Here is a 22620-nt window from a genome sequence, read left to right on the forward strand (position 1 = left end):
GGCGACGGTCAGGAGGAGGCGGGGGTCGGGTCGCCCGCGACCGCCTGCTCCACCGTCGGGTACGTGTGCAGCACCTCGACCAGCCCGCTGACCTCGAGGATGCGCAGCACCCCGCGCTGCGGGGCGGCCAGCCGGACCACGCCGCCGACCTCGTCGCAGCTGTTCTTGGCGCGGACGAAGACCGACAGCCCGGTGGAGTCGCAGAACGAGACATCCGCCAGGTCGAAGACGAGCCGGCTGCGGCCCTTGTCCAGCAGATCCGTGATCTGGTCCTGCAACTGCGGTGCCGTCGCCATGTCCAGCTCGCCCGCGACCGACACGACGACCACGTCGCCGCGCTGTTCCGTGTGCACCGTCAGGGACATTCGTCGACCTCCTGTGTTCGGTGGAACGGTATCCCACGAAGCCCGGGATACGCAGAACGGGAGCCGACCAGGTTGCGCCGATCATTTCTTTGCCGCGCGACAAGTAGTCCCGCAGGCCCCGGTGATAGAGTCCGCCCCGTTCAATGTTCAGGGAGGTCACCATGGCGATGAGCGCCGAACAGAGTGGTCGGCTCGCCCGCCTGCTGAGTGAGCACACCGACCGGCTGACCGAGCGCTGGACGGAGATCGTCGCCGCCTCGCTGCGCGGCCGACTCAGCCAGGCCGAGCTGGCCCGACAGGTGCGCGAACTGCACCGGAGCATGATCGACGCCGGCCGGAACGGCATCGCCGACCTCGCCGACGAGCACGGCGGCGAGCTGCGCGCCGTGCTGGCCGAGCTGTCCACCAACCGGGCCCGGCAGGGCTTCAGCGCCAGCGAGACCGCGATCAGCGTGTTCGCGGTCAAGGACGCCCTGCTGGAGCTGATGGAGGAGAACAAGGACGGCGACACCCTCCGGGACTTCGTGGCCTTCTCCGCCCTGATCGACCAGATGGGGCTCTTCACCTTCGAGAGCTTCGTCCGTACCCGTGAGGGCCTCATCGCCGACCAGGCGGAGCAGCTGCTGGAGCTCTCCACGCCGGTGGTGAAGCTGTGGGAGGGCGTGGTCGCGGTCCCGCTGGTCGGCACCCTCGACTCGGCCCGCGCCCAGGTGGTGATGGAGCGGCTGCTGCAGACCCTGGTCGACACCGGCTCGCCGTACGCGATCATCGACATCACCGGCGTGCCGGCGGTGGACACCCAGGTCGCCCAGCACATCCTCAAGACGGTGGTGGCCGCCCGGCTGATGGGCGCCGACTGCATCATCTCCGGCATCCGGCCGCAGATCGCGCAGACCATCGTCGCCCTCGGCATCGAGTTCGGGGACATCGCGACCAAGGCGAGCCTCGCCGACGCGCTGCGCCACGTGCTGCGGCTGACCGGGGTCGAGACCACCGCGCGCCGGCCGCGCCGGGAGCCCTGATGGAGCGGGTGCCGATCCTCAAGATCGGTGACATCCTGCTGGTCTCGATCCAGGTCGACATGTCCGACCAGACGGCGATCCAGCTCCAGGAGGACCTGGCCGAGCGGATCGTCGCCACCGGCTGCCACGGCGTCATCATCGACATCACGGCGCTGGACATCGTCGACTCGTTCGTCGGCCGGATGCTCTCCACCATCGCCTCCATCTCCAAGGTGCTGGACGCCGAGACGGTCGTGGTGGGGATGCGTCCCGCCGTGGCGATCACCCTGGTCGAGCTGGGGTTGTCGCTCAACGGCATCCGGACCGCGCTGAACGTCGAGCGGGGCATGGAACTGGTCGCGGCCAGCCGTGCCGACGAGTGGGACGTGCTCGACGGCGACGAGGACGCCGAGACGACGGCCACGCCATGACCGCTGTCGACCTGGGGGTGCCGGACGTCCAGGCGATCCGCAGTGACGAGGACGTGGTCCGGGTGCGGCAGCTGGTGCGTACCGCGGCGGTCGCCGCCAAGCTCTCCCTGGTCGACCAGACCAAGCTGGTCACGGCCGCGAGCGAGCTGGCCCGCAACACGCTGATCTACGGCGGTGGCGGCACCGCCGAGGTCACCTCGGTCGAGGACGGCCGCCGGCGCGGGGTGCGGATCGTCTTCGCCGACGACGGGCCGGGCATCGCCGACCTCGACCAGGCGTTCACCGACGGCTTCACCACCGGCGGCGGGCTGGGCCTCGGGCTCAGCGGGGCCCGCCGGCTGGTGGACGACTTCGACATCTGGACCACCGTCGGCGAGGGCACCCGGATCACCGTCACCAAGTGGTCCCGATGACCGGCGACGTGGTCGACGACCACGGACTCTGGTTCCGGGTGGAGAACGGCAGCACGGCCAGCGCGGCCCGGCGCGCCGCCGAACGCCTCGGCCGGCAGGTGGAGCTGCCCGAGCAGCGCGTCGCCGACCTGGCCATCATCACCGCCGAGCTGACCAGCAACCTGGTCAAGCACGCCCAGGAGGGCAACCTGCTGCTGCGGCCGGTGCGCCGGGCCGGCCGGGCCGGCGTCGAGCTGGTGGCGGTCGACACCGGGCCCGGCATGGCCGACCTCGCCCAGTCCGCCCGGGACGGGCACTCCACCACCGGCACGCTCGGCATCGGTCTGGGCGCCATCACCCGGCAGGCGAGCTGGTTCGACGGCTACTCGCTGCCCGGCCGGGGCACCGCGCTGGCCGTGCAGGTCTGGTCGGGACCGCCCCCCGCCACGGACTGGGCCGCCGCGCTGACCCGGCCGATCACCGGCGAGCAGCTCAGCGGCGACGGGTACGCGGTCCGGGTCGCCGACGGCCGCCGGCAGGTGCTGGTCTGCGACGGGCTGGGACACGGCCCGCTGGCCGCCGCCGCCAGCGGTGCCGCGGTCGCCGCCTTCCGGTCCGCGCCCGCCGGGCCGCCGGCCGCCGTGGTGCAGCAGCTGCACCGCTCCATGTCGCACACCCGGGGCGCGGCGCTCGCCGTCGCCGAACCGGATCCCGCGTCAGGCTTGCTCCGGTACGCCGGGCTCGGCAACATCGCAGCCATGATCCTGGTGGCGGGCGAGCGGCGGCGAGGTCTCGTCTCGTTGCCCGGCATCGCCGGGCACCAGCGCCCCCTGGTGCGCGAGTACGAGTACCCGTTCCCGCCGGGTGCGACCCTGGTGATGCAGAGCGACGGCGTGGTGGACCGCTGGGACCTGGCCGACTACCCCGGCCTGGCCGACCGCGCGCCGCTGCTGACCGCCGCCGTCCTGCTCCGCGACGCCGGCATCCGGCGGGACGACGCCTGCGTCCTGGTGGCCCGGGCGGAGCCGTGACCCGCCCGTCCGCCACCGACCCGCTGCTGCAGATGGCGCTGCGGGTGGAACACGACATCTTCCTGGTCCGCCAGCGGGGTCGGGAGGTGGCCGCCGCCGTCGGGCTGGAGCACCAGGACCAGGTACGCCTGGCCACCGCGCTGAGCGAGGTGGCCCGGGACCTGTTGCAGACCGTCGACGGCGCGGACGTCACCTTCGCGGTCGACCACGACGCCCGCACCGGCCGGCAGCTGCTCCGGGTCGACCTGGCCCCGACCCGCCCGCTGCCCGGCGGCCGGTACGAGCCACGGTCCGGCGCGGTGGCCCGGCTGGTGGACATGCTGGGCGTGACCGGTCACGGGGGCGATACGGTCGTGAGGATGTCCCGACGTCTCCCGGCCCACGCGCCGGCGCTGACACCGGAGCGCCTCGCCGAGCTCCGCGCCGAGCTGGCCAGCAACGCTCCGGGCACCGCCCTGGACGAGTTGGCGGCGCAGAACGCCCAGCTCATCAATGCCCTCGACGAGGTACGCAGCCAGCGCGACGAGCTGGCGGTGCTCAACGCCGAGCTGCAGGAGACCAACCACGGCGTGATGGCGCTCTACAACCAGCTCACCGAGGAGCTGGAGGAGACCAACCGCGGCGTCGTGGCGCTCTACGCCGAGCTGGACGAGAAGTCCGCGCAGCTCCGCGCGGCCAGCGAGTCGAAGAGCCGGTTCCTGGCCAACGTCAGCCACGAGCTGCGCGCCCCGGTCACCGCGATCATCGGGCTGGCCCGGCTGCTCGCCGACTCCGCGTCCGACCCGCTCACCGCCGAGCAGGCCCGGCAGGTGGGGCTGATCCGGTCCTCCGCGGCCGACCTGCTCTCCCTCGTCAACGAGCTGCTCGACCTGGCCAAGGCCGAGTCGGGCCGGCTCGAGCCGAACTGGACCGAGGTGGACCTGCACGGTGTCTTCGGCCAGCTCCGCGGCACGCTGCGGGCGCTGTCCAACCGGCCCGAGGTGGAGCTGGTGGTGGAGGAACCGCCCGCCCCGGCGACGGTCCGCTCGGACGAGGTGCTGCTCGCCCAGGTGCTGCGCAACCTGCTGCACAACGGCTTGAAGTTCACCGAGCGGGGCGAGGTGCGGCTGCGGGCCGAGCGGCAGGACGACCGCTGGTCGTTGTCGGTCAGCGACACCGGCGTGGGCATCCCCCCGGAGCTGCACGAACGGGTCTTCGAGGAGTTCTACCAGGTGCCGGGGACCACCCGGGTCGGCGGCACCGGGCTCGGCCTGCCGTACGCGCGACGGCTGGTCACGCTGCTCGGCGGGACGCTGGAACTGACCAGCGAACCCGGCCGGGGCAGCGTCTTCACGGTCGTCCTTCCCGCGGGCGGAGTGTGACGGTGGAGGGCGGGCCGGCGACCGTGCTGGTGGTCGACGACAGTCGGCCCAAGCGGTACCTGCTGGTGAGCTGGCTGACCCGGGCCGGCTTCGCGACCATCGAGGCGGAGAACGGCGCCGAGGCGCTGGACCGGGTGGAGAAGGACCGGGTCGACCTGGTGGTGCTCGACGTGCGGCTGCCCGACGTGAGCGGGTTCGAGGTCTGCGAGCAGATCAAGGTGGCCCATCCGGCGATCCCGGTCATCCACGTCTCGGCGCACGCGGTCGACGTGGTGGACCGGGCCCAGGGGCTGACCCGGGGGGCGGACGCCTACCTGGCCGAGCCGATCGAGCCGGAGGAGCTGGTCGCCACCGCGCACGCGGTGCTCCGCTACTACCAGGCCCGGCAGCGCGCCGAGCAGCTCGCCGAGCGGCTGGCCGCGCTGGCCGACGCCACCGTGGAGATGCACGCCGCGTCCAACTTCGTCCGGCTGCTGGAGGCCGCGTCGGCCGGCGCCGCGCGGATCTTCCGGAGCCCCGCGGCGGTGATCGCCGAGACCTTCGACGGGGACTGCCTGGCCGGGGTGGCCGCCGGACCGGACGCCCCGGCGGGCGTGGTGCCGTGGACGGTGGACGACGCCGGGGTGCCGATCGGGACCACGGTCCGGGTCGACGAGCCGGGCAACTGGGAACGGGTCGACTGGCCGGCCGGCGACACGGTCACCGTGGCCGCCGCCCGGTTGCGCGAGGACCGGGCCCCGCTCTACGTGGTGGTGCCGACCGCCACCCAGACCGTCCGTACCCCCGTGCTGGTGCAGCTCGCCCAGGCCATCGCCTCGGCGGTGGAGGCGCAGCGCTCCTTCGACGAGGAGCATCGGATCGCGGTGACCCTCCAGCGCAGCCTGCTGCCCCGCCGGCTGCCCGAGATCGCCGGCCTCGACCTGGCCGTCCGCTACGAGCCGGCGAGCGCCCGCACCGAGGTGGGCGGCGACTTCTACGAGCTGGTGATGCTGGACGGGCACCTGCTGATGGCGGTCGGCGACGTGGCGGGCCACTCCCTGCACGCCGCCACCGTGATGGCCGAGCTGCGGCACGCGGTGCGGGCGTACGCGGTGGAGGGGCACCAGCCCGGGGTGATCCTGGACCGGGTCAACGAGCTGATGCGTACCCTGCTCCCCAACGAGCAGGCCACCCTCTGCCTGCTGCTGCTGCACCCGGGCAGCGGGCTGGTCCGGCTGGCCAGCGCCGGACACCTGCCGGCCCTGATCAGCCGGGACGGGCGGGTGGAGTTCGTGCAGCACAGCGCGCCGCTGCTCGGGGTGCGCGCGCCCCGCCCGCCGGACCTGGAGTTCGTCCTGCCGGCCGGGTCCACGCTGGTGCTCTACACCGACGGCTTGATCGAGCGCCGGGACGCCACCATCGACGACGGGCTGGCCGCGCTGGCCGTGGTCGCCACCCGGGTCGACGACGACCTGGACCGGTTCTGCGAGCGGCTGCTGGTGGAGCTGGCCCCGACGGAGATCCACGACGACGTCGCGGTGGTCGCGGTCCGCCGGCGCTGACCGGCCGGTCACCGCGCGGCGCTGACCGTCGCTGCGGCGGCACGCGATGGCCGGCTGGTCACCCGCCGCGCGACGCGGCCAGCGAGCGGGCGTACGCGGCCGGGGAGACGCCGGCCACCGCGGTGAACTCGCGGACCAGGTGGGCCTGGTCGGCGTACCCGAGGTCGGCGGCGACCCGCGCCCAGTCCAGCGGACCGGCGGCGGCCTGCTCGATCGCCTCCTGGAGGCGGTACCGCCGGATCACCCACTTCGGACCGACCCCGACGTGGTCGAGGAAAATCCGCTGGAGCCGCCGGGTGGAGACGCCGTGCCGGCGGGCGAAGTCGGCCACCCGCAGGACGCTCCGGTCGCGGCGGATCTCCTCGACCAGTGCGGTGGCCTCGGCGGCGACCGGGTCCGGTGCCGGCCGTCCGGCGGTGAGCAGGTCGTCCAGCCGCCGGCAGCGCTGGTCGTCGGTGCCGGGACAGACCGGCGTGGTGGCGAACAGCTCGGGCGCCGGGCCGCCGGCCAGCGGGCGGCGCCGCCCGGTCAGCTCGGCCACCGACCGGCGCCAGAAGGGGCGGAAGCCGCCCGGGCGGAACTGCACCCCGGTGACCCGGCCGGTCCCGCGCAGGGTGATGGTGAACAGGCCGATGTCCACCCCGGCGATCTCACCGGTCTCGACGCCGTCGGCACCGGCCTGGAAGACCAGGTTGACCGCCGGGTGCGGCACCAGCCGCTGGTCGAACGGCGTGGTCAGTTCCCAGTCGATGAGCCAGTAGTGCTCGACGTACGGGCGCAGCGCCGGGTCCGGCAGCCGGCGGCGGAAGTGCACCCGTCGCCGCAGCCGGTCGGGGTCGAGGATGCCCCGGCTGTCCCGCCGCGGTTCGTGTCGCATTTCTTCAAGACCGCCTTCATATGCTGGTCCTATGACCACGAAGACTAGCGAGCTGCTGGCCGTCGCCGCGCCGCGGACGGTGGCGGTGGTCCGCGGCATCTCGGACGACCAGCTGGACCTGCCCACCCCGTGCCCGGACTATTCGGTCCGGGACCTGCTCGGCCACCTCTTCGACGTGCTGATCAACTTTCAGGTGCTGGCCCGGCACGGAGAGGCGGACTGGTCCGGCAAGACCGACCACCTGACCGACGGCTGGCGGGACCGTTTCGCCGCCGAGGCCGACCGTCTCGTCGAGGCGTGGTCGGATCCGGCCGCGGTGGAGGGCGTCTCCGCGGGGATGGGGCTGCCGCAGGAGACCGTCGGTGACATGGCGTTGATCGACCTCACCGTGCACGGCTGGGACCTGGCCCGGGCCACCGGGCAGCGGATCGCGGTCGACCCGGCCGTGCTGGCCGCGGGGCACGGCTTCATGGACGCGATGGGCGACACCGGCCAGCGGATGGGCGCGTTCGGCGAGCCGGTGCCGACCACGCCGGAGGCCACCGACCTGGACCGCCTGCTCGGCCGGACCGGCCGCGACCCCGCCTGGAACCGCTGACCCGCGCCGGCCCCGTCGGGGCGCCGGCACGGCCCGGCGTGACACGTTCCCCGTCCCGGGCGCTGTTGGGTCCGGGAGGCCACCACCTCCCGGACCGGCCGCCCCGGCCGGCGTGACGCGGATCAGCGGGAGAGCGGCACCATGCAGAATCAGCCCGGCAGCGCGCCGCCGGTGTTCGTCGACCGGACCGGACGCCGCCGCCGGCTCACCGTGATCGCCGGCACGGCGCTGGGCCTCGGCCTGCTCACCAGCCTCGGACTGATCCTGGCCGGGCTCTTCTTCGACTCCACGGTGCCGATCCCCGGCTGGTCGGAGACGAAGGTGCGACCGCCCGTCGAGGCCGGCGTCGACGCGCCCGACGACCCCGCCACGCGGCCCGGCCCGACCCCACGGCCGGCGACCCGCACCGCGTCCGCCGCACCGAGCCCGAGCCGGCCGGCCGCCACCCGGGCCACCGTCCCGACCGCACCGGGGCCGACGAGCAGCAACCCCGGCCGGGGCGACGAACGGCGCAACACCGCCAAGCCGAGCAGGACACCGGGCAAGCCCTGACGATGGCGAGACACGTCGCGCGGCGCGACCCGCGGGCCCACTGGATCCTCCTGCTGCTGGGCCTGATCGTCCTGCTCGCCGCCCTCAGCTTCAACGGCCTGGTCAGCCACGTCGGCGGCGGTTCCGGCCCGTCCACCGCGCCCGCCGCCCCGGCGCCCCGGCAGGCCACCACCGGCGGCCCGGTGCTCCGGCTGGACGGGCCGACACCGGCCGCCCGGCGGCTGCCCGCGCGGACCCTGGCGCTGACCTTCGACGACGGGCCGGATCCGCGGTGGACCCCGCAGATCCTCGACGTGCTGCGCCGGCACCACGCCCACGCGACGTTCTTCGTGGTCGGCGCCCGGGTCGACGAGCATCCCGAACTGGTCCGCCGGATCCTGGCCGAGGGGCACGAGCTCGGCTCGCACACCTTCACCCACGCGGACCTCGCCGGCTTGCCGGCCTGGCGGGCCCGGACCGAGCTGTCCTGGACCCGCAACGCGGTCGCCGCGGCGACCGGCCGCGAGGTGACCCTGCTCCGGCTGCCGTTCTCGTCGACCACGAACTCGCTCAGCCAGCCCCAGTACCAGGCGCTGCGGGACGCCGCCGGCACCGGCCACCTCGGGGTCCTCGCCGACCGGGACACCCGGGACTGGCAGCGGCCCGGCGCGCCGGCCATCGCCCAGGCCGCCACCCCGCCCGGCGGCGGCGGCGCCGTGGTGCTCATGCACGACGGCGGCGGGGACCGCAGCCAGACCGTGGCCGCCCTGGACCAGTTGCTGCCCCGGCTGTCCCGCTCCGGCTACCGGTTCACCACCGTGTCGGAGGGGATCGGCGCGCCCGGGTCGACGGTGCCGGCCGGCCTCGGGTCCCGGCTGAGCGGGACCGCGCTGCGCTGGGCGCAGGCCGGGGCCGGCGGGCTGGCCTCGACGATGAACCTGCTGCTCGGGGTGGCGCTCGTGCTCGGCGTGGCGCGGCTCGCCGTCCAGGTGGCCTGCGCCCGGCGGCACGTCCGGCGGGTCCGCCGGCCCCGCCGCGGGCCCGAGGTCACCGCGCCGGTCTCGGTGATCGTGCCCGCCTACAACGAGGCGGCGAACATCGCGGCCACCGTGCGGTCCCTGGTCGCCAGCGCCTACCCGGCGCTGGAGGTGGTCGTGGTCGACGACGGGTCCACCGACGGCACCGCCGACATCGTCGAGCGGCTGGGGCTGCGCGGGGTACGGGTCATCCGGCAGGCCAACGCGGGCAAGCCGGCCGCGCTGAACACCGGCATCCGGGCCGCCCGCGCCAACCTGCTGGTGCTCGTCGACGGGGACACCGTCTTCCAGCCGGACACCGTGTACCGGCTGGTCCAGGGCTTCGCCGACCCGACGGTGGGGGCGATCAGCGGCAACACCAAGGTGGCCAACCGGCGCCGGCTGCTCGGGCGCTGGCAGCACCTGGAGTACGTGATCGGCTTCAACCTCGACCGCCGGATGTACGACGTGCTGGAGTGCATGCCCACCATCCCCGGCGCGATCGGCGCGTTCCGCCGCGAGGTGCTGCTCGCGGTCGGGGGCGTACCGGCCGACACCCTGGCCGAGGACACCGACCTGACCATGAAGGTGCTCCGGGCCGGCTGGCGGGTGAGCTACGAGGAGCGCGCGATCGCCTGGACCGAGGTGCCGGCGTCGCTGCGTCAGCTCTGGCGGCAGCGCTACCGCTGGTGCTACGGCACGCTGCAGGCGATGTGGAAGCACCGGCACGCCCTGCGCGAGCCGGGCGCCGGCGGGAAGCTGGGCCGGCGCGGCCTGCCGTACCTGACCGTCTTCCAGATCGTGCTGCCGCTGACCGCACCGGCGGTGGACGTCTTCGCCCTCTACGGGCTGCTCTTCCTGCCCTGGTCCACGCTGGCGGTGGCCTGGCTGGGGCTGCTCCTGCTCCAGGCCGGCACCGCCGCGTACGCGCTGCGGCTGGACCGGGAGCGGTTCGGTCCGCTCTGGGCCCTGCCGTTGCAGCAGCTCGTCTACCGCCAGGTGATGTATCTGGTGGTGGTGCAGTCGGTGGTGACGGCGGTGATCGGCAACCGGCTGCGCTGGCAGCGGATGGTCCGCACCGGCGAGGCGGCCGCGCTCGCCGGGCTGCGCGGCGGCGCCCCGGTCAACACCGCTGGTCGAGGCGGACGCCCGTACTGACCGTCGAGGTCCGGGTCAGCGGGTGCCGAGGAGCCCGGCGGACCAGGAGACGACCAGGCCGATCACGGCCGAGCAGCAGCAGACCAGCAGGGCGGCCGCCACCACCGCGACGATCACCCAGGCCGGCCCGCGCCGGGCCGCGCCCGGCGGGCGTACGTCCTGCTGGTCCTCGGTCATCGGGGGCAGTCTAGGTGCCGGGTCGGCGCGGGCGTGCCGCCGGCGCGGACCGGCTCGGGGTTCCCGTCGGGGCCGGCGCGCGGGCGACGGCGGTCCGGGCGCCGAGGCAGGATGGGGCGATGGAGCTGGTCTCGATCGCCGACGTCCGGGCCGCCGCCGCCGACATCGCGGGCACGGCGGTGCGTACCCCGCTGTTGCCGGCGCTCTGGGACGACGGGCTGTGGCTCAAGCCGGAGAGCCTGCAACCGGTGGGGTCGTTCAAGCTGCGCGGGGCGGCGCACGCGGTGGCCCGGCTGGACCCGGCCGCCCGGGCCCGGGGCGTGGTGACGCACTCCTCCGGCAACCACGGCCAGGCGCTGGCGTACGCGGCCCGGCGGGCCGGCGTGCCGTGCACGGTGGTGGTGCCGGAGGGCGCGCCGCGCGTCAAGGTGGCGCGGATCCGGGCGCTCGGCGCGGACGTGCGGCTGGTCCCGCCGGCCCGCCGGGTCGACGAGGCGGAACGGATCGCCGCCGGCAGCGGTGCCGCGCTGGTGCCGCCATTCGACCATCCGTGGATCATCGCCGGGCAGGGCACCATCGGCCTGGAGATCGTCGCCGACCTGCCCGACGTGGCGGTGGTGCTGGTGCCGGTGGGCGGCGGCGGGCTCTCCTCGGGGGTGGCCACCGCGATCAAGGCGCTGCGGCCGGCCGCCGCGGTCGTCGGGGTGGAGCCGCTGCTCGCCGCCGACGCCCGGGACTCCCTGTCCGCCGGTGAGCTGGTGGTCTGGGAGGTCGAGCGGACCTACCGGACCTGCGCGGACGGGCTGCGCACCAACCTGTCCGAGCTGACCCTCGCCCACCTGCGGGAGCGGCTGGACGGCATCGTCACGGTGACCGAGGACGAGATCCGCGCCGCAACCGGCCGGCTGGTCCGGGACGCGCGGCTGGTGGCCGAGCCGAGCGGCGCCGTGGCGCTGGCGGCGCGGCTGTTCCACCGGGACGAGTTGCCGCCGGGACCGACCGTCGCGGTGGTCACCGGCGGCAACGTCGACCCGGCCGTGCTGGCCGCGGTGCTCGGCTCCGGCGGGTAGCCGCAGCTCCCGCTGTTCACCCGGCCTCGCGTCAGGCGCGGCCGAGCCGGTCGAGGATCCAGGCGTTGACGAACGCCTCCTCCCGCCAGGCGTCGTAGCGGCCGCTGGGACCGCCGTGCCCGGCGCCCATCTCGGTCTTCAGCAGGTAGTCGCCGTCCGGGGCGACGCTGCGCAGCCGGGCGATCCACTTGGCCGGCTCGTGGTAGAGCACCCGGGTGTCGTTCAGGCTGGTCACCGCGAGGATGGCCGGGTACCGGACCGCCGCCACGTTCTCGTACGGCGTGTACGACTTCATGTACGCGTACACCTCGGGGTCGTCGAGCGGGTTGCCCCACTCCTCCCACTCGGTGACGGTGAGCGGCAGCGACGGGTCGAGGATCGAGGTGAGCGCGTCCACGAACGGCACCTGCGCGACGATCCCGGTGAACGCGTCCGGCGCCAGGTTGGCGACCGCGCCCATCAGCAGGCCGCCGGCCGAGGCGCCCCGGGCGACCAGCCGGTCGGCGCCGGTCCAGCCGGCCTTGACCAGGTGCCGGGCGCAGGCCACGAAGTCGGTGAAGGTGTTCTTCTTGGCCAGCAGCTTGCCCTCGTCGTACCAGCGCCGGCCCAGCTCGCCGCCGCCGCGGATGTGCGCCACCGCGAAGACCACGCCCCGGTCCAGCAGGCTGAGCCGGGCGATGGAGAACCACGGATCCATGCTGGCCTCGTACGACCCGTAGCCGTAGATGACGGCGGGGGCGGAGCCGTCGCGCGGGGTGTCCTTGCGGCAGACCAGCGAGATGGGTACCCGGGTGCCGTCGTCGGCCACCGCCCAGTCCCGGTGCTGCTCGTAGTCGGCCGGGTCGTACGCCCGCCCGTCCGGCCCGGGCCGGACCGGCTTCTGCTTGCGCAGCACCATCTGCCGGGTCACCAGGTCGTAGTCGTAGACCGAGTCCGGGGTGACCAGGGAGGTGTAGCGCAGCCGCACCTCGCTGGTGCGGTACTCCGGGTTGGCGTCCAGCCCGACGCTGTAGAGCGGCTCGGGGAAGTCGATGTCGTACGGGTCGGCGCCGCCCACCGGCAGCACCCGCAGCCCGGTCAGCCCGTTGCTGCGCAGCGAGACGACCAGGTGGTTCTCGAACGCGTCGACGGACTCCAGCCGGGTGCCCGGGGTGTGCGGGATCAGCGGGGTCCAGTCGCCCGGCACGTCGGCCGAGGTGAACGCCAGCGCGAAGTCCTCGGCGCCGTCGTTGTGCAGGATCAGGAACCGGTGGCCGTGGTGCTCGACCGCGTACTCGACGCCCTGCCGGCGGGGGGCCACGACGGCCGGCTCGCCGGTGGGGTTGCCGGCCGGGATCACCCGTACCTCGCTGGTGATCTTGCTGTGGATGTCGATGACGACGAACCGTTCGGAGCGGGTCAGCTCGACGCCCACCCAGAACCGCTCGTCGTCCTCCTGGTGGACCACCACGTCCTCGCTCGACGGGGTGCCCACCGCGTGCCGCCAGACCCGGTTGGGCCGCCACGCGTCGTCCACGGTGACGTAGAACAGCGTGGAGGCGTCGGTGGACCAGGCGGTGCCGTAGAAGGTGTCCGGGATCTCGTCGGGCAGCACCTCGCCGGTGCTCAGGTCCTTGATCCGCAGGGTGAACCGCTCGTCGCCGGCGTGGTCGGTCGAGTACGCCAGCCACCGCCCGTCGGGGCTGACGTCGAAGGCGCCGAGGGCGAAGAAGTCGTGCCCCTCGGCGAGCTGGTTGCCGTCGAGCAGCACCTCCTCGCCGTCGAGGGGCGCGCCGTCGGCGCTGATCGGCGGGACCTGCTCGCCGTCCCGGACCGCGCGGCGGCAGTGCACGCCGTACTGCTGGCCCTCGACCGTGCGGGTGTAGTACCAGTACCCGTCCTTGCGGGTGGGCACGGAGAGGTCGGTCTCCTGGGTCCGCCGCCGGGTCTCCTCGAACAGCTGCCCGCGCAGCCCTTCGAGGTGCGCGGTGCGCGCCTCGGTGTACGCGTTCTCCGCGGTCAGGTAGGCGATCGTCGCCGGGTCGTCCTTGGCGGCCAGCCAGGCGTACTCGTCGACGACGGTGTCGCCGTGGTGGGTGCGCTCGCTGGGGACGCGCTTGGCGACGGGTGCGGGCGACGGCTCGGAGGTCTCGGTGGTCACGGCGTCACGTTACCGGCCGGCGGTGCCGGAACCGGGACGCCCGAACCGAAGTGCTTGCGCGACTGGTTCTGGACCACGTCACGCCGGGCCCTCGGGGGCCGCGTCGGCAATCCGCTACCGGCGCTTTCGAACATGTGTACGATAACCGCCATGGCGGCTGCAACGAGTTCGACCGATCGACCCGGAGCCCTCGAGATAACCCGACGACTGACGGAGATCTGTGGCCCGCCGTTCGCCCGCTTCGCCGGCGCGGCGGACGAGGTGGCCGGCCGGACGGCCCGCTGGGTGGCGGTGCCGGGTGGCCCGCACGCCGCCGCCGAGGTGCTGCGGCTGGCCGCGGCGCACGGCCTGACCGTGGTGCCCCGGGGTGCCGGCACCAAGATCGATTGGGGTGCCGCGCCCGAGCAGGTCGACATCATGCTCGACACCGGCCGGCTCGCCGGGGTCTGGCACCAGCCGCAGGGCTCGGCGCTGGCCGAGGTGGGTGCCGGGACCCCGCTGCGAGCGGTGCAGGCGGCCCTGGAGCGCACCGGCCGCCGGTTGCCCGTCGACGCGCCCTCGCCGGGGGCGACCCTGGGTGGGGTGCTCGCCGCCGACGAGGCGGGCCCGCTCCGGCACCGGCACGGGACCCCGTGCGCCCAGCTCGTCGGCGTGCGCTACCTGGACGCCGAGGGGGAGCTGGTCAGCCTGGGCGAGGCGGGCACCGAGCTGCTGGGCCGGGCGGCGCCGTCCGGCGGCGGCCCGACGCACCCCGGCCCGCGGCACCCGGGCACGACGCGTGCCGCGGGGACGCACGCTGGCGGGACGTGCCGCGGCGGCACGTGTCCCGGCGGGACGGATGCCGGCACGGCGCACCTCGGCGCGGCCGCTCTCTTCGGTGGCGGCGACCTGCCGGGGCTGGACGTGGCGCGGCTGCTCTGCGGGTCGCAGGGCGGCCTCGGCGTGCTGATCTCGGCGACCCTGCGGGTCCAGGCGGTGCCGGCCAGCCGGATCTGGGTGTCCCGCCCGGTCTGGACGCCGCTCGAGGTGCACGACCTGGTCCGTGCGGTGCTCGGCGCCGGGCTGGATCCGGCCGCCGTCGAGTTGGACCTGCCCGTACCGGTGCCGCTGCCGCGCCGCCGGGTCAGCCCGTTCCATCCTTCCGTGGTCGGGCGCCCCGACCACCCGGCGCTGACCGGGCGGTCGGGCCGGCCGGCCGCGGCGGGCAGCCTCGTGGTGCTCCTCGAGGGCGGTCCGGCGCACGTCGCGGAGCGCACCGACCGGCTGGTCGAGGTGCTCGGCGACGAGGCGGTGGCCAGTCACTCCGCGCCCGAGTGGTGGGGGCGGTACCCGTTCGCCCCCGGCGACACCGCCCTGCGCATCGAGGTGCCCATCAACGACCTGCACGCGGCCGTCTACGCGTTGCGGGACGCGGCCGGTGGGCCGGTGCCCGTCCGGGGTTCCGCCGGGGTCGGCACGGTGCACGCCGCGCTGCCCGGTTCGCTGCCGCCGGAGCGGGTGGCCTCGATCCTCGCCGCCGTCCGCGAGGTCCTGCTGGCCCGGCAGGGCCGGTGCGTGGTGGTCGCCGCGCCCGGGCCGGTGCGCCGCACGGTGGACCTGTGGGGCGAGGTGCCGGCCCTGTCCCGACTCCGCGCCGCCAAGGCCCACCTGGACCCCGGCCACCGCCTGGCCCCCGGCCGCCTCCCCGGCGGCCTCTGACCCCCCCCGGCCGTCCCCGGCGGCCTCTGACCTCCCGGCCGTCTCTCCCCGGCGGCCGCCTGAGGCGGGGTCAGAGGGCGTCGTTGCGGAGGGCGAGGATGGCGATGTCGTCGCGGGGTGGTTCGACCGAGAAGCCGATCGCGGTGGCGCGCAGCCGGGCGGCGATCACGTCGGCGGAGTAGCCGGCCAGCGGGGCGGCGGACTCGCGCAGCCGGTCGACGCCGAAGAGCTCCCGGCCGCGGCGGCGCTCGGTGACCCCGTCGGTGTAGAAGATCAGCGTGTCGCCCGGACCGAGGGGGATCTCGGCGGTCGGGGTGGCGATCGTGTCGAGCAGGCCGAGCGCGGTGCCGCCGGTGCCGACGAAGGCGGCCCCGCCCGCCGAGCGCAGCAGCACCGGCCGGTCGTGGCCGGCGAGGTGCAGCGACACGTCGAGCTGCCGACCCTCGCCGGGCCCGACCGCGGCCAGGGCGAGGGTGCAGTACCGGCCACCGCCCCGCTCGACCAACGTCTCGTTGAGCCGGCTCAGCACCTCCGGCAGCGGCTTGCCGTCCCCGACCAGCACCCGGATCACGTCCCGGACCAGGCCGGTCACCGCGGCCGCCTGCACGCCCTTGCCCGACACGTCGCCGATCACCACCAGCCAGCGGCCGTCGGGCAGCGGCACCACGTCGTAGAAGTCGCCGCCCACGTCGGCGTCGTCGCCGGTCGGCACGTACTCGGCGGCGAAGCCGATGCCCTCGACCACCGGCAGCACCGGGGGCAGCAGCGACTGCTGGAGGGTCTGCGCGACCCGGCGCCGTTCGGCGTGGATGCGGGCGTTCTCGATGGCGAGGGCGGCCCGCCGGGCCACGTCCTCCAGCACCGAGACCTCGTCCGCGTCGTGCCGGTGCCGCTGGTGCCGGCCGACGGCCAGGGTGCCGAGCCGCTGCCCACGGGCGATCAGCGGTACGGCGAACCCCTCCATCGGCCCGCTCAGCGGGGCCTGCGCCGCGCTGCGGGACGCCTCCCGCAGCCGGGCCTGGATCGAGTCCGGGCCGGTCTCCCGGAGCACCCGGTGCAGCTGCGGCAGCATCGTCTCGTCGGCGTGACTGGCGGCGGCGAGGCGCAGCCGGCCCCACTCGTCGGTGGTGTGCACGGCGCACCACTGGCCCAGCCGGGGCACCACGAGCTGCGGGATGAGCGCCATGGTCAGCTCGACGTCCAGGGACTGGGCGAGCAGTTCGCTCGCCTCGGCGAGGAAGGTCAGCCAGGCCGAGCGGCGGATGTCCGCCCGGCGCAGCCGGTCGTTCTCCAGGTGCAGCGAGAGCCGTTCGGCGGCCAGCACGGCCAGCGGCCGGGCGTACGCCGACGGCGCCGCGTCCAGCTCCAGCTCACCGGCGTACGGGCGGTGCACGGCGAGCGGCACCCGGAGCAGGTCGCTGTCCTCCCGGGGCGGCCGGCCGTACCGGGCGAGCACCTGGTCGCCCTGCCCCTCGCCCCGGTCCAGCCGGATCACGCCACCGGCCGCGCCGACCATCTCGGCCAGCCGGGCCAGCAGGTCGGCGGCGAACTCGGGCAGCGGGTCGTCCGCGTACGGATCGGGGTTGATCTCCATCAGCTCGCTCATCGCGGCGGCGCTCGGGACGCTCCCCCCGATGCCGTCGGCGGCGGTGACCGGTGTCCGGGTCTCGGCGGCGGCCGGCCGGGCGGACGCCGTGCCGGGCCGGTCGAGCCGGAACCAGACGCCCTTGCCGGTGGGCAGGTACGTGGTGCCCCACCGGCTGGCGAAGTGGTCGACCAGCAGCAGCCCGCGACCGCGCTCGGCCACCTCGTCGATCTCGGAGCTGTCGTTGCGGACGCCGACGATCAGTTCCTCCACCGGGCCGGAGGCGAAGTCGGTGACGGTCACGGTCAGTCCGGTCCGGTCCGCGGTGACCTCGATGTCCAGTTCGGTGCGGGCGTGCTCGACGGCGTTGGTGGTGAGTTCGGTGGTGAGCAGCAGCGCCTCGTTGAGCAGCTGGGCCAGGTCCACCTCGGCGAGCACCGACCGGACCAGTGCCCGGGCGGCGGCGGGCGTACGCCGGTCCGCGGGAAGCCGGACCCGCCGGACGTGCTCGTCCGAGCCGCCGTTGGTCGCCGGCCCCGTCTCCGCTGACACCTCCGTATCCTCCACCGCCCCCGCCCCGGGTGCCAAGAGCGGCCACCCCGATCGCCCGCCCGGGGCGGCTGGCGGCGCGCCTGCGCGGCCCGATTCGCGCTGGCCGTGACCTCGACGCCGACGCAGGCAGAATGGTGGGATGGCGTGTCGGCACGATCCGGTCGGCCCCGAGCTGAGCGAGGAATGATGACGACGGCGAAACAGGCGGTAGCCACCGACGACCACGAGGTGCTCCTGGGCGAGCTGGTGGAGGCGCTGCGACGGGTGCGTCGCGGCGACCTCCGGGTGCGCCTGCCCCGGCGGGCCGGCCTGGGTGGTGAGGTGGCCGACGCCTTCAACGAGGTGGTGTCGCTGCAGGAGCGGCAGCACCTGGACCTGCGCCGGATCTCGCGGATCGTCGGCCGGGACGGCCGGCTCACCGAACGCCTCGACGACGAGGGGCTGGACGGCTCCTGGGCGGAGGGCCAGCGGGCGGTCAACTCGCTGATCGACGACCTGGGCCGCCCCACCACCGAGATCGCCCGGGTCATCGTGGCGGTGGCCGACGGCGACCTCTCCCAGCACATGGCGCTGGAGATCGACGGCCGCCCGCTGCGCGGTGAGTACCTGCGCATCGGCCGCACGGTCAACACGATGGTGGGTCAGCTGTCGTCGTTCGCCGACGAGGTGACCCGGGTGGCCCGGGAGGTGGGCACCGAGGGCAAGCTCGGCGGCCAGGCGGACGTGCGCGGGGTCGCGGGCACCTGGAAGGACCTCACCGACTCGGTGAACACCATGGCCTCCAACCTGACCGGCCAGGTGCGGTCGATCTCACAGGTGGCGACGGCGGTGGCCAAGGGCGACCTGTCGCAGAAGATCACGGTGGGTGCGCGCGGCGAGGTGGCCGAGCTGGCCGACACGATGAACTACCTCACCGACACGCTGCGGCTCTTCGCCGAGCAGGTGACCCGGGTGGCCCGCGAGGTGGGCACCGAGGGCAAGCTGGGCGGCCAGGCGGACGTGCCGAACGTGGCCGGCACCTGGAAGGACCTGACCGACAGCGTCAACTCGATGGCGTCGAACCTGACCAGCCAGGTGCGCAACATCGCCCAGGTCTCCACGGCGGTGGCCCGGGGTGACCTCTCCCAGAAGATCACCGTGGCCGCCCAGGGCGAGATCCTGGAGCTGAAGGACACCGTGAACACGATGGTGGATCAGCTGTCGTCGTTCGCCGACGAGGTGACCCGGGTGGCCCGGGAGGTGGGCATCGAGGGCAAGCTCGGCGGCCAGGCCCAGGTGCGCGGCGTCTCCGGCACCTGGCGCGACCTCACCGAGAACGTGAACCAGCTCGCCGGCAACCTGACCAGCCAGGTGCGCAACATCTCGCAGGTCTCCACCGCGGTGGCCAAGGGTGACCTGTCGCAGAAGATCACGGTCGACGCGCAGGGCGAGATCCTGGAGCTGAAGAACACCGTGAACACCATGGTGGATCAGTTGTCGTCGTTCGCCGACGAGGTGACCCGGGTGGCCCGCGAGGTGGGCACGGAGGGCAAGCTCGGTGGTCAGGCGCAGGTGAAGGGGGTTTCCGGCACCTGGCGGGACCTGACCGACAACGTGAACTCGATGGCGTCGAACCTGACCAGCCAGGTGCGGAACATCGCCTCGGTCACCACGGCGGTGGCGAAGGGTGACCTGTCGCAGAAGATCACCGTGGACGCCCGGGGCGAGATCCTGGAGTTGAAGTCGACGGTCAACACGATGGTGGACCAGTTGTCGTCGTTCGCCGACGAGGTGACCCGGGTGGCCCGCGAGGTGGGTACCGAGGGCAAGCTCGGCGGCCAGGCCCAGGTGCGTGGCGTCGCCGGCACCTGGCGGGACCTGACGGACAACGTGAACTCGATGGCGTCGAACCTGACCGCGCAGGTGCGCAACATCGCCCAGGTGTCGACGGCGGTGGCCAAGGGTGACCTGTCGCAGAAGATCACCGTGGACGCGCAGGGCGAGATCCTGGAGTTGAAGTCGACGGTCAACACGATGGTGGATCAGTTGTCGTCGTTCGCCGACGAGGTGACCCGGGTGGCCCGCGAGGTGGGCACGGAGGGCAAGCTCGGTGGTCAGGCGCAGGTGAAGGGGGTTTCCGGCACCTGGCGGGACCTGACCGACAACGTGAACTCGATGGCGTCGAACCTGACCAGCCAGGTGCGGAACATCGCCTCGGTCACCACGGCGGTGGCCAAGGGTGACCTGTCGCAGAAGATCACGGTCGACGCGCAGGGCGAGATCCTGGAGTTGAAGTCGACGGTCAACACGATGGTGGATCAGTTGTCGTCGTTCGCCGACGAGGTGACCCGGGTGGCCCGCGAGGTGGGTACCGAGGGCAAGCTCGGCGGTCAGGCGCAGGTGAAGGGGGTTTCCGGCACCTGGCGGGACCTCACCGAGAACGTCAACCAGCTCGCCTCGACGCTGACCACCCAGCTGCGGGCCATCGCCCAGGTGTCGACCTCGGTGACCCGGGGTGACCTGACCCAGCGGATCGCGGTCAAGGCCCAGGGCGAGGTCGCCGAGCTGAAGGACAACATCAACCAGATGATCGTCACCCTCCGGGAGACGACCAAGAAGAACGCCGAGCAGGGCTGGCTGGACTCCAACCTGGCCCGCATCGGCGGCCTGCTCCAGGGCCAGCGGGACCTCGGCGAGGTCTGCCGGATGATCATGATGGAGGTCACCCCGCTGGTCGACGCGCAGCTCGGCGCGTTCTTCCTGGCCGACAGCTCCGACGGCAGCGTCCGGCTGCGGCTCACCGCCTCCTACGGGTACGTGGCCCGCGGGCACGACGTGACCTTCGGGCCGGGCGAGGGGCTGGTCGGGCAGGCCGCGCTGTCCCGCCGGACCATCCGGGTCAACTCCCAGCCCGACGGGCGGCTGGTGCTGCGCTCCGGGCTGGCCGAGACGCCTCCCGCCGACCTGGTGGTGCTGCCCGTGCTCTTCGAGGGCGAGCTGCTCGGGGTGATCGAGTTCGCCGGGGTGACCACCTTCTCCGAGCTGCACCTGGCGTTCCTGGAGCGGCTGGTGCTGACCATCGGGGTGGCGGTCAACACCATCCAAGCCAACCGGCGTACCGAGGAGCTGCTGGCCCAGTCCCAGCGGTTGGCCCACGAGTTGCAGGAGCAGTCGGCGGAACTCCAGCGCACCAACGCCGAGCTGGAGGACAAGGCCCGGCTGCTGTCGGAGCAGAAGACCAACATCGAGACGCAGAACCGGGAGATCGAGCTGGCCCGGCTCGGCCTGGAGGAGAAGGCGCAGCAGCTCACCCGGGCGTCGGCGTACAAGTCGGAGTTCCTGGCGAACATGAGCCACGAGCTGCGTACGCCGCTGAACTCGCTGCTCCTGCTGGCCCGGCTGCTGGCGGAGAACCCGGAGCAGAACCTCAGCCCGAAGCAGATCGAGTTCGCCCGCACGATCCACAGCGCCGGCTCCGACCTGCTCTCGCTGATCGACGACATCCTCGACCTGTCCAAGATCGAGGCGGGCCGGATGGACGTGGAGCCCACCGAGATCCGCTTCTCGGAGATCCGCGGTTACGTCGAGCAGGCGTTCGCCCCGCAGGCCGAGGAGAAGGGCCTCGACTTCCAGGTCCGGGTCAGCAAGGAGCTGCCGCCGGCGCTGGTCACCGACGCCCAGCGGTTGCAGCAGATCCTGCGCAACCTGCTCTCCAACGCGGTCAAGTTCACCGACGACGGCGCGGTGACGCTGCGGATCGCCCCGGCCGCCGAGAACGCGGTCTTCGACGTGCCGGCGCTGACCAACGCCCAGCGGGTCATCGCGTTCACCGTGATCGACACCGGGATCGGCGTCTCCGACGACAAGCTCTCGCTGATCTTCGAGGCGTTCCAGCAGGCCGACGGCACCACCAGCCGGCGGTACGGCGGCACCGGCCTCGGCCTGTCGATCAGCCGGGACCTGGCCCGGCTGCTCGGCGGCACGATCACCGTGTCGTCGGCACCCGGTCAGGGCTCGACGTTCACCCTCTTCGTACCGGATGTGCTGGCGCCGGACGCGGTGGTGGCGCCGGCGCCGCCGTCGCCGCAGCGGGCGGGCCTGCCGTCGTCGCTGCTGATGCCGATGGAACTGCCGCAGCCGGTGGAGACGCCGACGGCCCGCCGCCTGGACGGGGTGACCGTCCTGATCATCGACGATGACGTCCGGAACGTCTTCGCGCTCACCTCCGCGTTGGAACTTCACGGCATGACCGTGTTGTACTCGGACAACGGGGCGGACGGGGTCCGCCAACTGGCCGAGCATCCGGAGGTGGACATCGTGCTGATGGACGCGATGATGCCGGACCAGGACGGGTACGAGACGACCGGGCAGATCCGCCGGAATCACCGCTTCGCGGACCTGCCGATCGTCTTCCTGACCGCGAAGGCGATGCCGGGCGACCGGGAGTCCGCGATCGCGGCCGGGGGCAGCGACTACATCACCAAGCCGGTGGACCTGGACGAGCTGATCGAGCTGATGGCGTCCTGGATCAACCGGAGCCGAGGCGAGGAGACTTCGTGACCCAGTTGGCCAAGGCGCTGCTCGTGGACGACCGGCGGGAGAACCTGATGGCCCTGGAGGCGATCCTCCAGGGGCTTCCGGTGCAGTCGGTCGCCGTGGAGAGCGGCGAGGCGGCGTTGAAGCAGCTTCTCGTCGACGACTTCGCGGTGATCCTCCTCGACGCGCAGATGCCGGACATGGACGGCTTCGAGACGGCCACCCACATCAAGCGGCGCGAGCGCACCCGGCACGTACCGATCATCTTCCTCACCGCGGCGGACAAGGACGCCCAGCTCGCGCTGCGCGGTTACGCGGTGGGCGCGGTCGACTACCTGACCAAGCCGTTCGACCCGTGGGTGCTGCGGGCCAAGGTCTCGGTCTTCGTCGAGCTGTGGGTGAAGACCCGGCAGCTCGCCGCCCAGTCCGACCTGGTGCGGGAGCGGGACGCCCAGTGGCGGGTGCTCACCGACGCGGTGGACGAGGCGACGGCCCTGCTGCGCGCCGACGACGGCGCGGAGTCCCGGGACCGCGCCGTGGACCTGCTGGAGCAGGCCCGCTGGGGTAACACCGGCTGAGCG

18 protein-coding genes are annotated in these 22620 nt (G+C 73.7%); 13 read left to right on the forward strand and 5 right to left on the reverse strand.

Going from position 1 to position 22620, the window contains the following annotated elements:
- Positions 1 to 8: 8 nt before the first annotated feature.
- Positions 9 to 365: an STAS domain-containing protein gene (locus tag AB0I11_RS01475; protein WP_357308842.1), complete on the reverse strand. Its 357-nt coding sequence runs from the start codon at positions 363 to 365 to the stop codon at positions 9 to 11.
- Positions 366 to 526: 161 nt separating this feature from the next.
- On the opposite strand from AB0I11_RS01475, the gene AB0I11_RS01480 reads away from it, so the two are divergent.
- From AB0I11_RS01480 to AB0I11_RS01505, 6 genes are read left to right on the forward strand one after another with little or no spacing between them, the layout of a single operon-like run.
- On the forward strand, positions 527 to 1387 hold the full coding sequence (locus AB0I11_RS01480; protein WP_357308845.1) for an STAS domain-containing protein: 861 nt from the start codon (positions 527 to 529) through the stop codon (positions 1385 to 1387).
- The gene (locus tag AB0I11_RS01485) at positions 1387 to 1797 is read left to right on the forward strand and encodes an STAS domain-containing protein (protein WP_357308848.1); all 411 of its coding nucleotides are present in this window, start codon (positions 1387 to 1389) and stop codon (positions 1795 to 1797) included. The genes AB0I11_RS01480 and AB0I11_RS01485 overlap by 1 nt, the downstream gene beginning before the upstream one ends.
- Positions 1794 to 2210 (forward strand): ATP-binding protein, encoded by a 417-nt coding sequence (locus AB0I11_RS01490; RefSeq protein WP_357308851.1) that lies wholly within the window; start codon positions 1794 to 1796, stop codon positions 2208 to 2210. Before AB0I11_RS01485 ends, AB0I11_RS01490 begins: the two co-directional genes overlap by 4 nt.
- Positions 2207 to 3220 carry a SpoIIE family protein phosphatase gene (locus tag AB0I11_RS01495; RefSeq protein WP_357310132.1) on the forward strand — a complete coding sequence of 338 codons (1014 nt, stop codon included), beginning with the start codon at positions 2207 to 2209 and terminating at the stop codon, positions 3218 to 3220. The genes AB0I11_RS01490 and AB0I11_RS01495 overlap by 4 nt, the downstream gene beginning before the upstream one ends.
- A 32-nt stretch (positions 3221 to 3252) precedes the next feature.
- On the forward strand, positions 3253 to 4581 hold the full coding sequence (locus AB0I11_RS01500; protein ID WP_357310144.1) for a sensor histidine kinase: 1329 nt from the start codon (positions 3253 to 3255) through the stop codon (positions 4579 to 4581).
- Between the two features lie 2 nt (positions 4582 to 4583).
- Positions 4584 to 6122 (forward strand): SpoIIE family protein phosphatase, encoded by a 1539-nt coding sequence (locus tag AB0I11_RS01505; RefSeq protein ID WP_357308854.1) that lies wholly within the window; start codon positions 4584 to 4586, stop codon positions 6120 to 6122.
- A gap of 58 nt (positions 6123 to 6180) precedes the next feature.
- Here the strand turns inward: AB0I11_RS01505 and AB0I11_RS01510 are convergent, their stop codons facing one another.
- Complete coding sequence (locus tag AB0I11_RS01510) at positions 6181 to 6999, reverse strand: AraC family transcriptional regulator (RefSeq protein WP_357308857.1); 819 nt, start codon at positions 6997 to 6999, stop codon at positions 6181 to 6183.
- A gap of 31 nt (positions 7000 to 7030) precedes the next feature.
- Here AB0I11_RS01510 and AB0I11_RS01515 point away from each other — a divergent pair, with 31 nt between their 5' ends.
- From AB0I11_RS01515 to AB0I11_RS01525, 3 genes are all read left to right on the forward strand, one after another.
- Positions 7031 to 7597 (forward strand): TIGR03086 family metal-binding protein, encoded by a 567-nt coding sequence (locus AB0I11_RS01515; RefSeq protein WP_357308860.1) that lies wholly within the window; start codon positions 7031 to 7033, stop codon positions 7595 to 7597.
- 141 nt (positions 7598 to 7738) lie between these two features.
- A complete protein-coding gene (locus AB0I11_RS01520) occupies positions 7739 to 8149 on the forward strand; it encodes a hypothetical protein (RefSeq protein WP_357308863.1) in 411 nt (136 codons plus the stop codon).
- A gap of 2 nt (positions 8150 to 8151) precedes the next feature.
- Positions 8152 to 10302 (forward strand): bifunctional polysaccharide deacetylase/glycosyltransferase family 2 protein, encoded by a 2151-nt coding sequence (locus AB0I11_RS01525; RefSeq protein ID WP_357308866.1) that lies wholly within the window; start codon positions 8152 to 8154, stop codon positions 10300 to 10302.
- A 15-nt stretch (positions 10303 to 10317) separates the two neighbouring features.
- Here AB0I11_RS01525 and AB0I11_RS01530 read toward each other — a convergent pair whose 3' ends face one another.
- Positions 10318 to 10479: a hypothetical protein gene (locus AB0I11_RS01530; protein WP_357308869.1), complete on the reverse strand. Its 162-nt coding sequence runs from the start codon at positions 10477 to 10479 to the stop codon at positions 10318 to 10320.
- A 119-nt stretch (positions 10480 to 10598) separates the two neighbouring features.
- Between AB0I11_RS01530 and AB0I11_RS01535 the strand changes: the two genes are divergently transcribed.
- Entirely contained in the window at positions 10599 to 11549 is a 951-nt protein-coding gene (locus tag AB0I11_RS01535) for a threonine/serine dehydratase (protein ID WP_357308872.1), read from the forward strand.
- Between the two features lie 31 nt (positions 11550 to 11580).
- Here AB0I11_RS01535 and AB0I11_RS01540 read toward each other — a convergent pair whose 3' ends face one another.
- Positions 11581 to 13689: a S9 family peptidase gene (locus tag AB0I11_RS01540; RefSeq protein WP_357308875.1), complete on the reverse strand. Its 2109-nt coding sequence runs from the start codon at positions 13687 to 13689 to the stop codon at positions 11581 to 11583.
- 150 nt (positions 13690 to 13839) lie between these two features.
- Between AB0I11_RS01540 and AB0I11_RS01545 the strand changes: the two genes are divergently transcribed.
- The gene (locus AB0I11_RS01545) at positions 13840 to 15387 is read left to right on the forward strand and encodes an FAD-binding oxidoreductase (protein WP_357308878.1); all 1548 of its coding nucleotides are present in this window, start codon (positions 13840 to 13842) and stop codon (positions 15385 to 15387) included.
- A 70-nt stretch (positions 15388 to 15457) separates the two neighbouring features.
- On the opposite strand, the gene AB0I11_RS01550 is transcribed toward AB0I11_RS01545, so the two are convergent.
- A complete protein-coding gene (locus AB0I11_RS01550; protein ID WP_357308881.1) occupies positions 15458 to 17524 on the reverse strand; it encodes a SpoIIE family protein phosphatase in 2067 nt (688 codons plus the stop codon).
- A gap of 186 nt (positions 17525 to 17710) precedes the next feature.
- On the opposite strand from AB0I11_RS01550, the gene AB0I11_RS01555 reads away from it, so the two are divergent.
- Entirely contained in the window at positions 17711 to 22063 is a 4353-nt protein-coding gene (locus AB0I11_RS01555) for a HAMP domain-containing protein (protein WP_357308884.1), read from the forward strand.
- Positions 22060 to 22617, forward strand: a complete 558-nt coding sequence (locus AB0I11_RS01560) for a response regulator (RefSeq protein WP_357308887.1) — start codon at positions 22060 to 22062, stop codon at positions 22615 to 22617. Before AB0I11_RS01555 ends, AB0I11_RS01560 begins: the two co-directional genes overlap by 4 nt.
- Positions 22618 to 22620: the final 3 nt, after the last annotated feature.

The organism is Micromonospora sp. NPDC050495 (assembly GCF_040655175.1).
In the GTDB taxonomy this organism is placed as follows: domain Bacteria; phylum Actinomycetota; class Actinomycetes; order Mycobacteriales; family Micromonosporaceae; genus Micromonospora.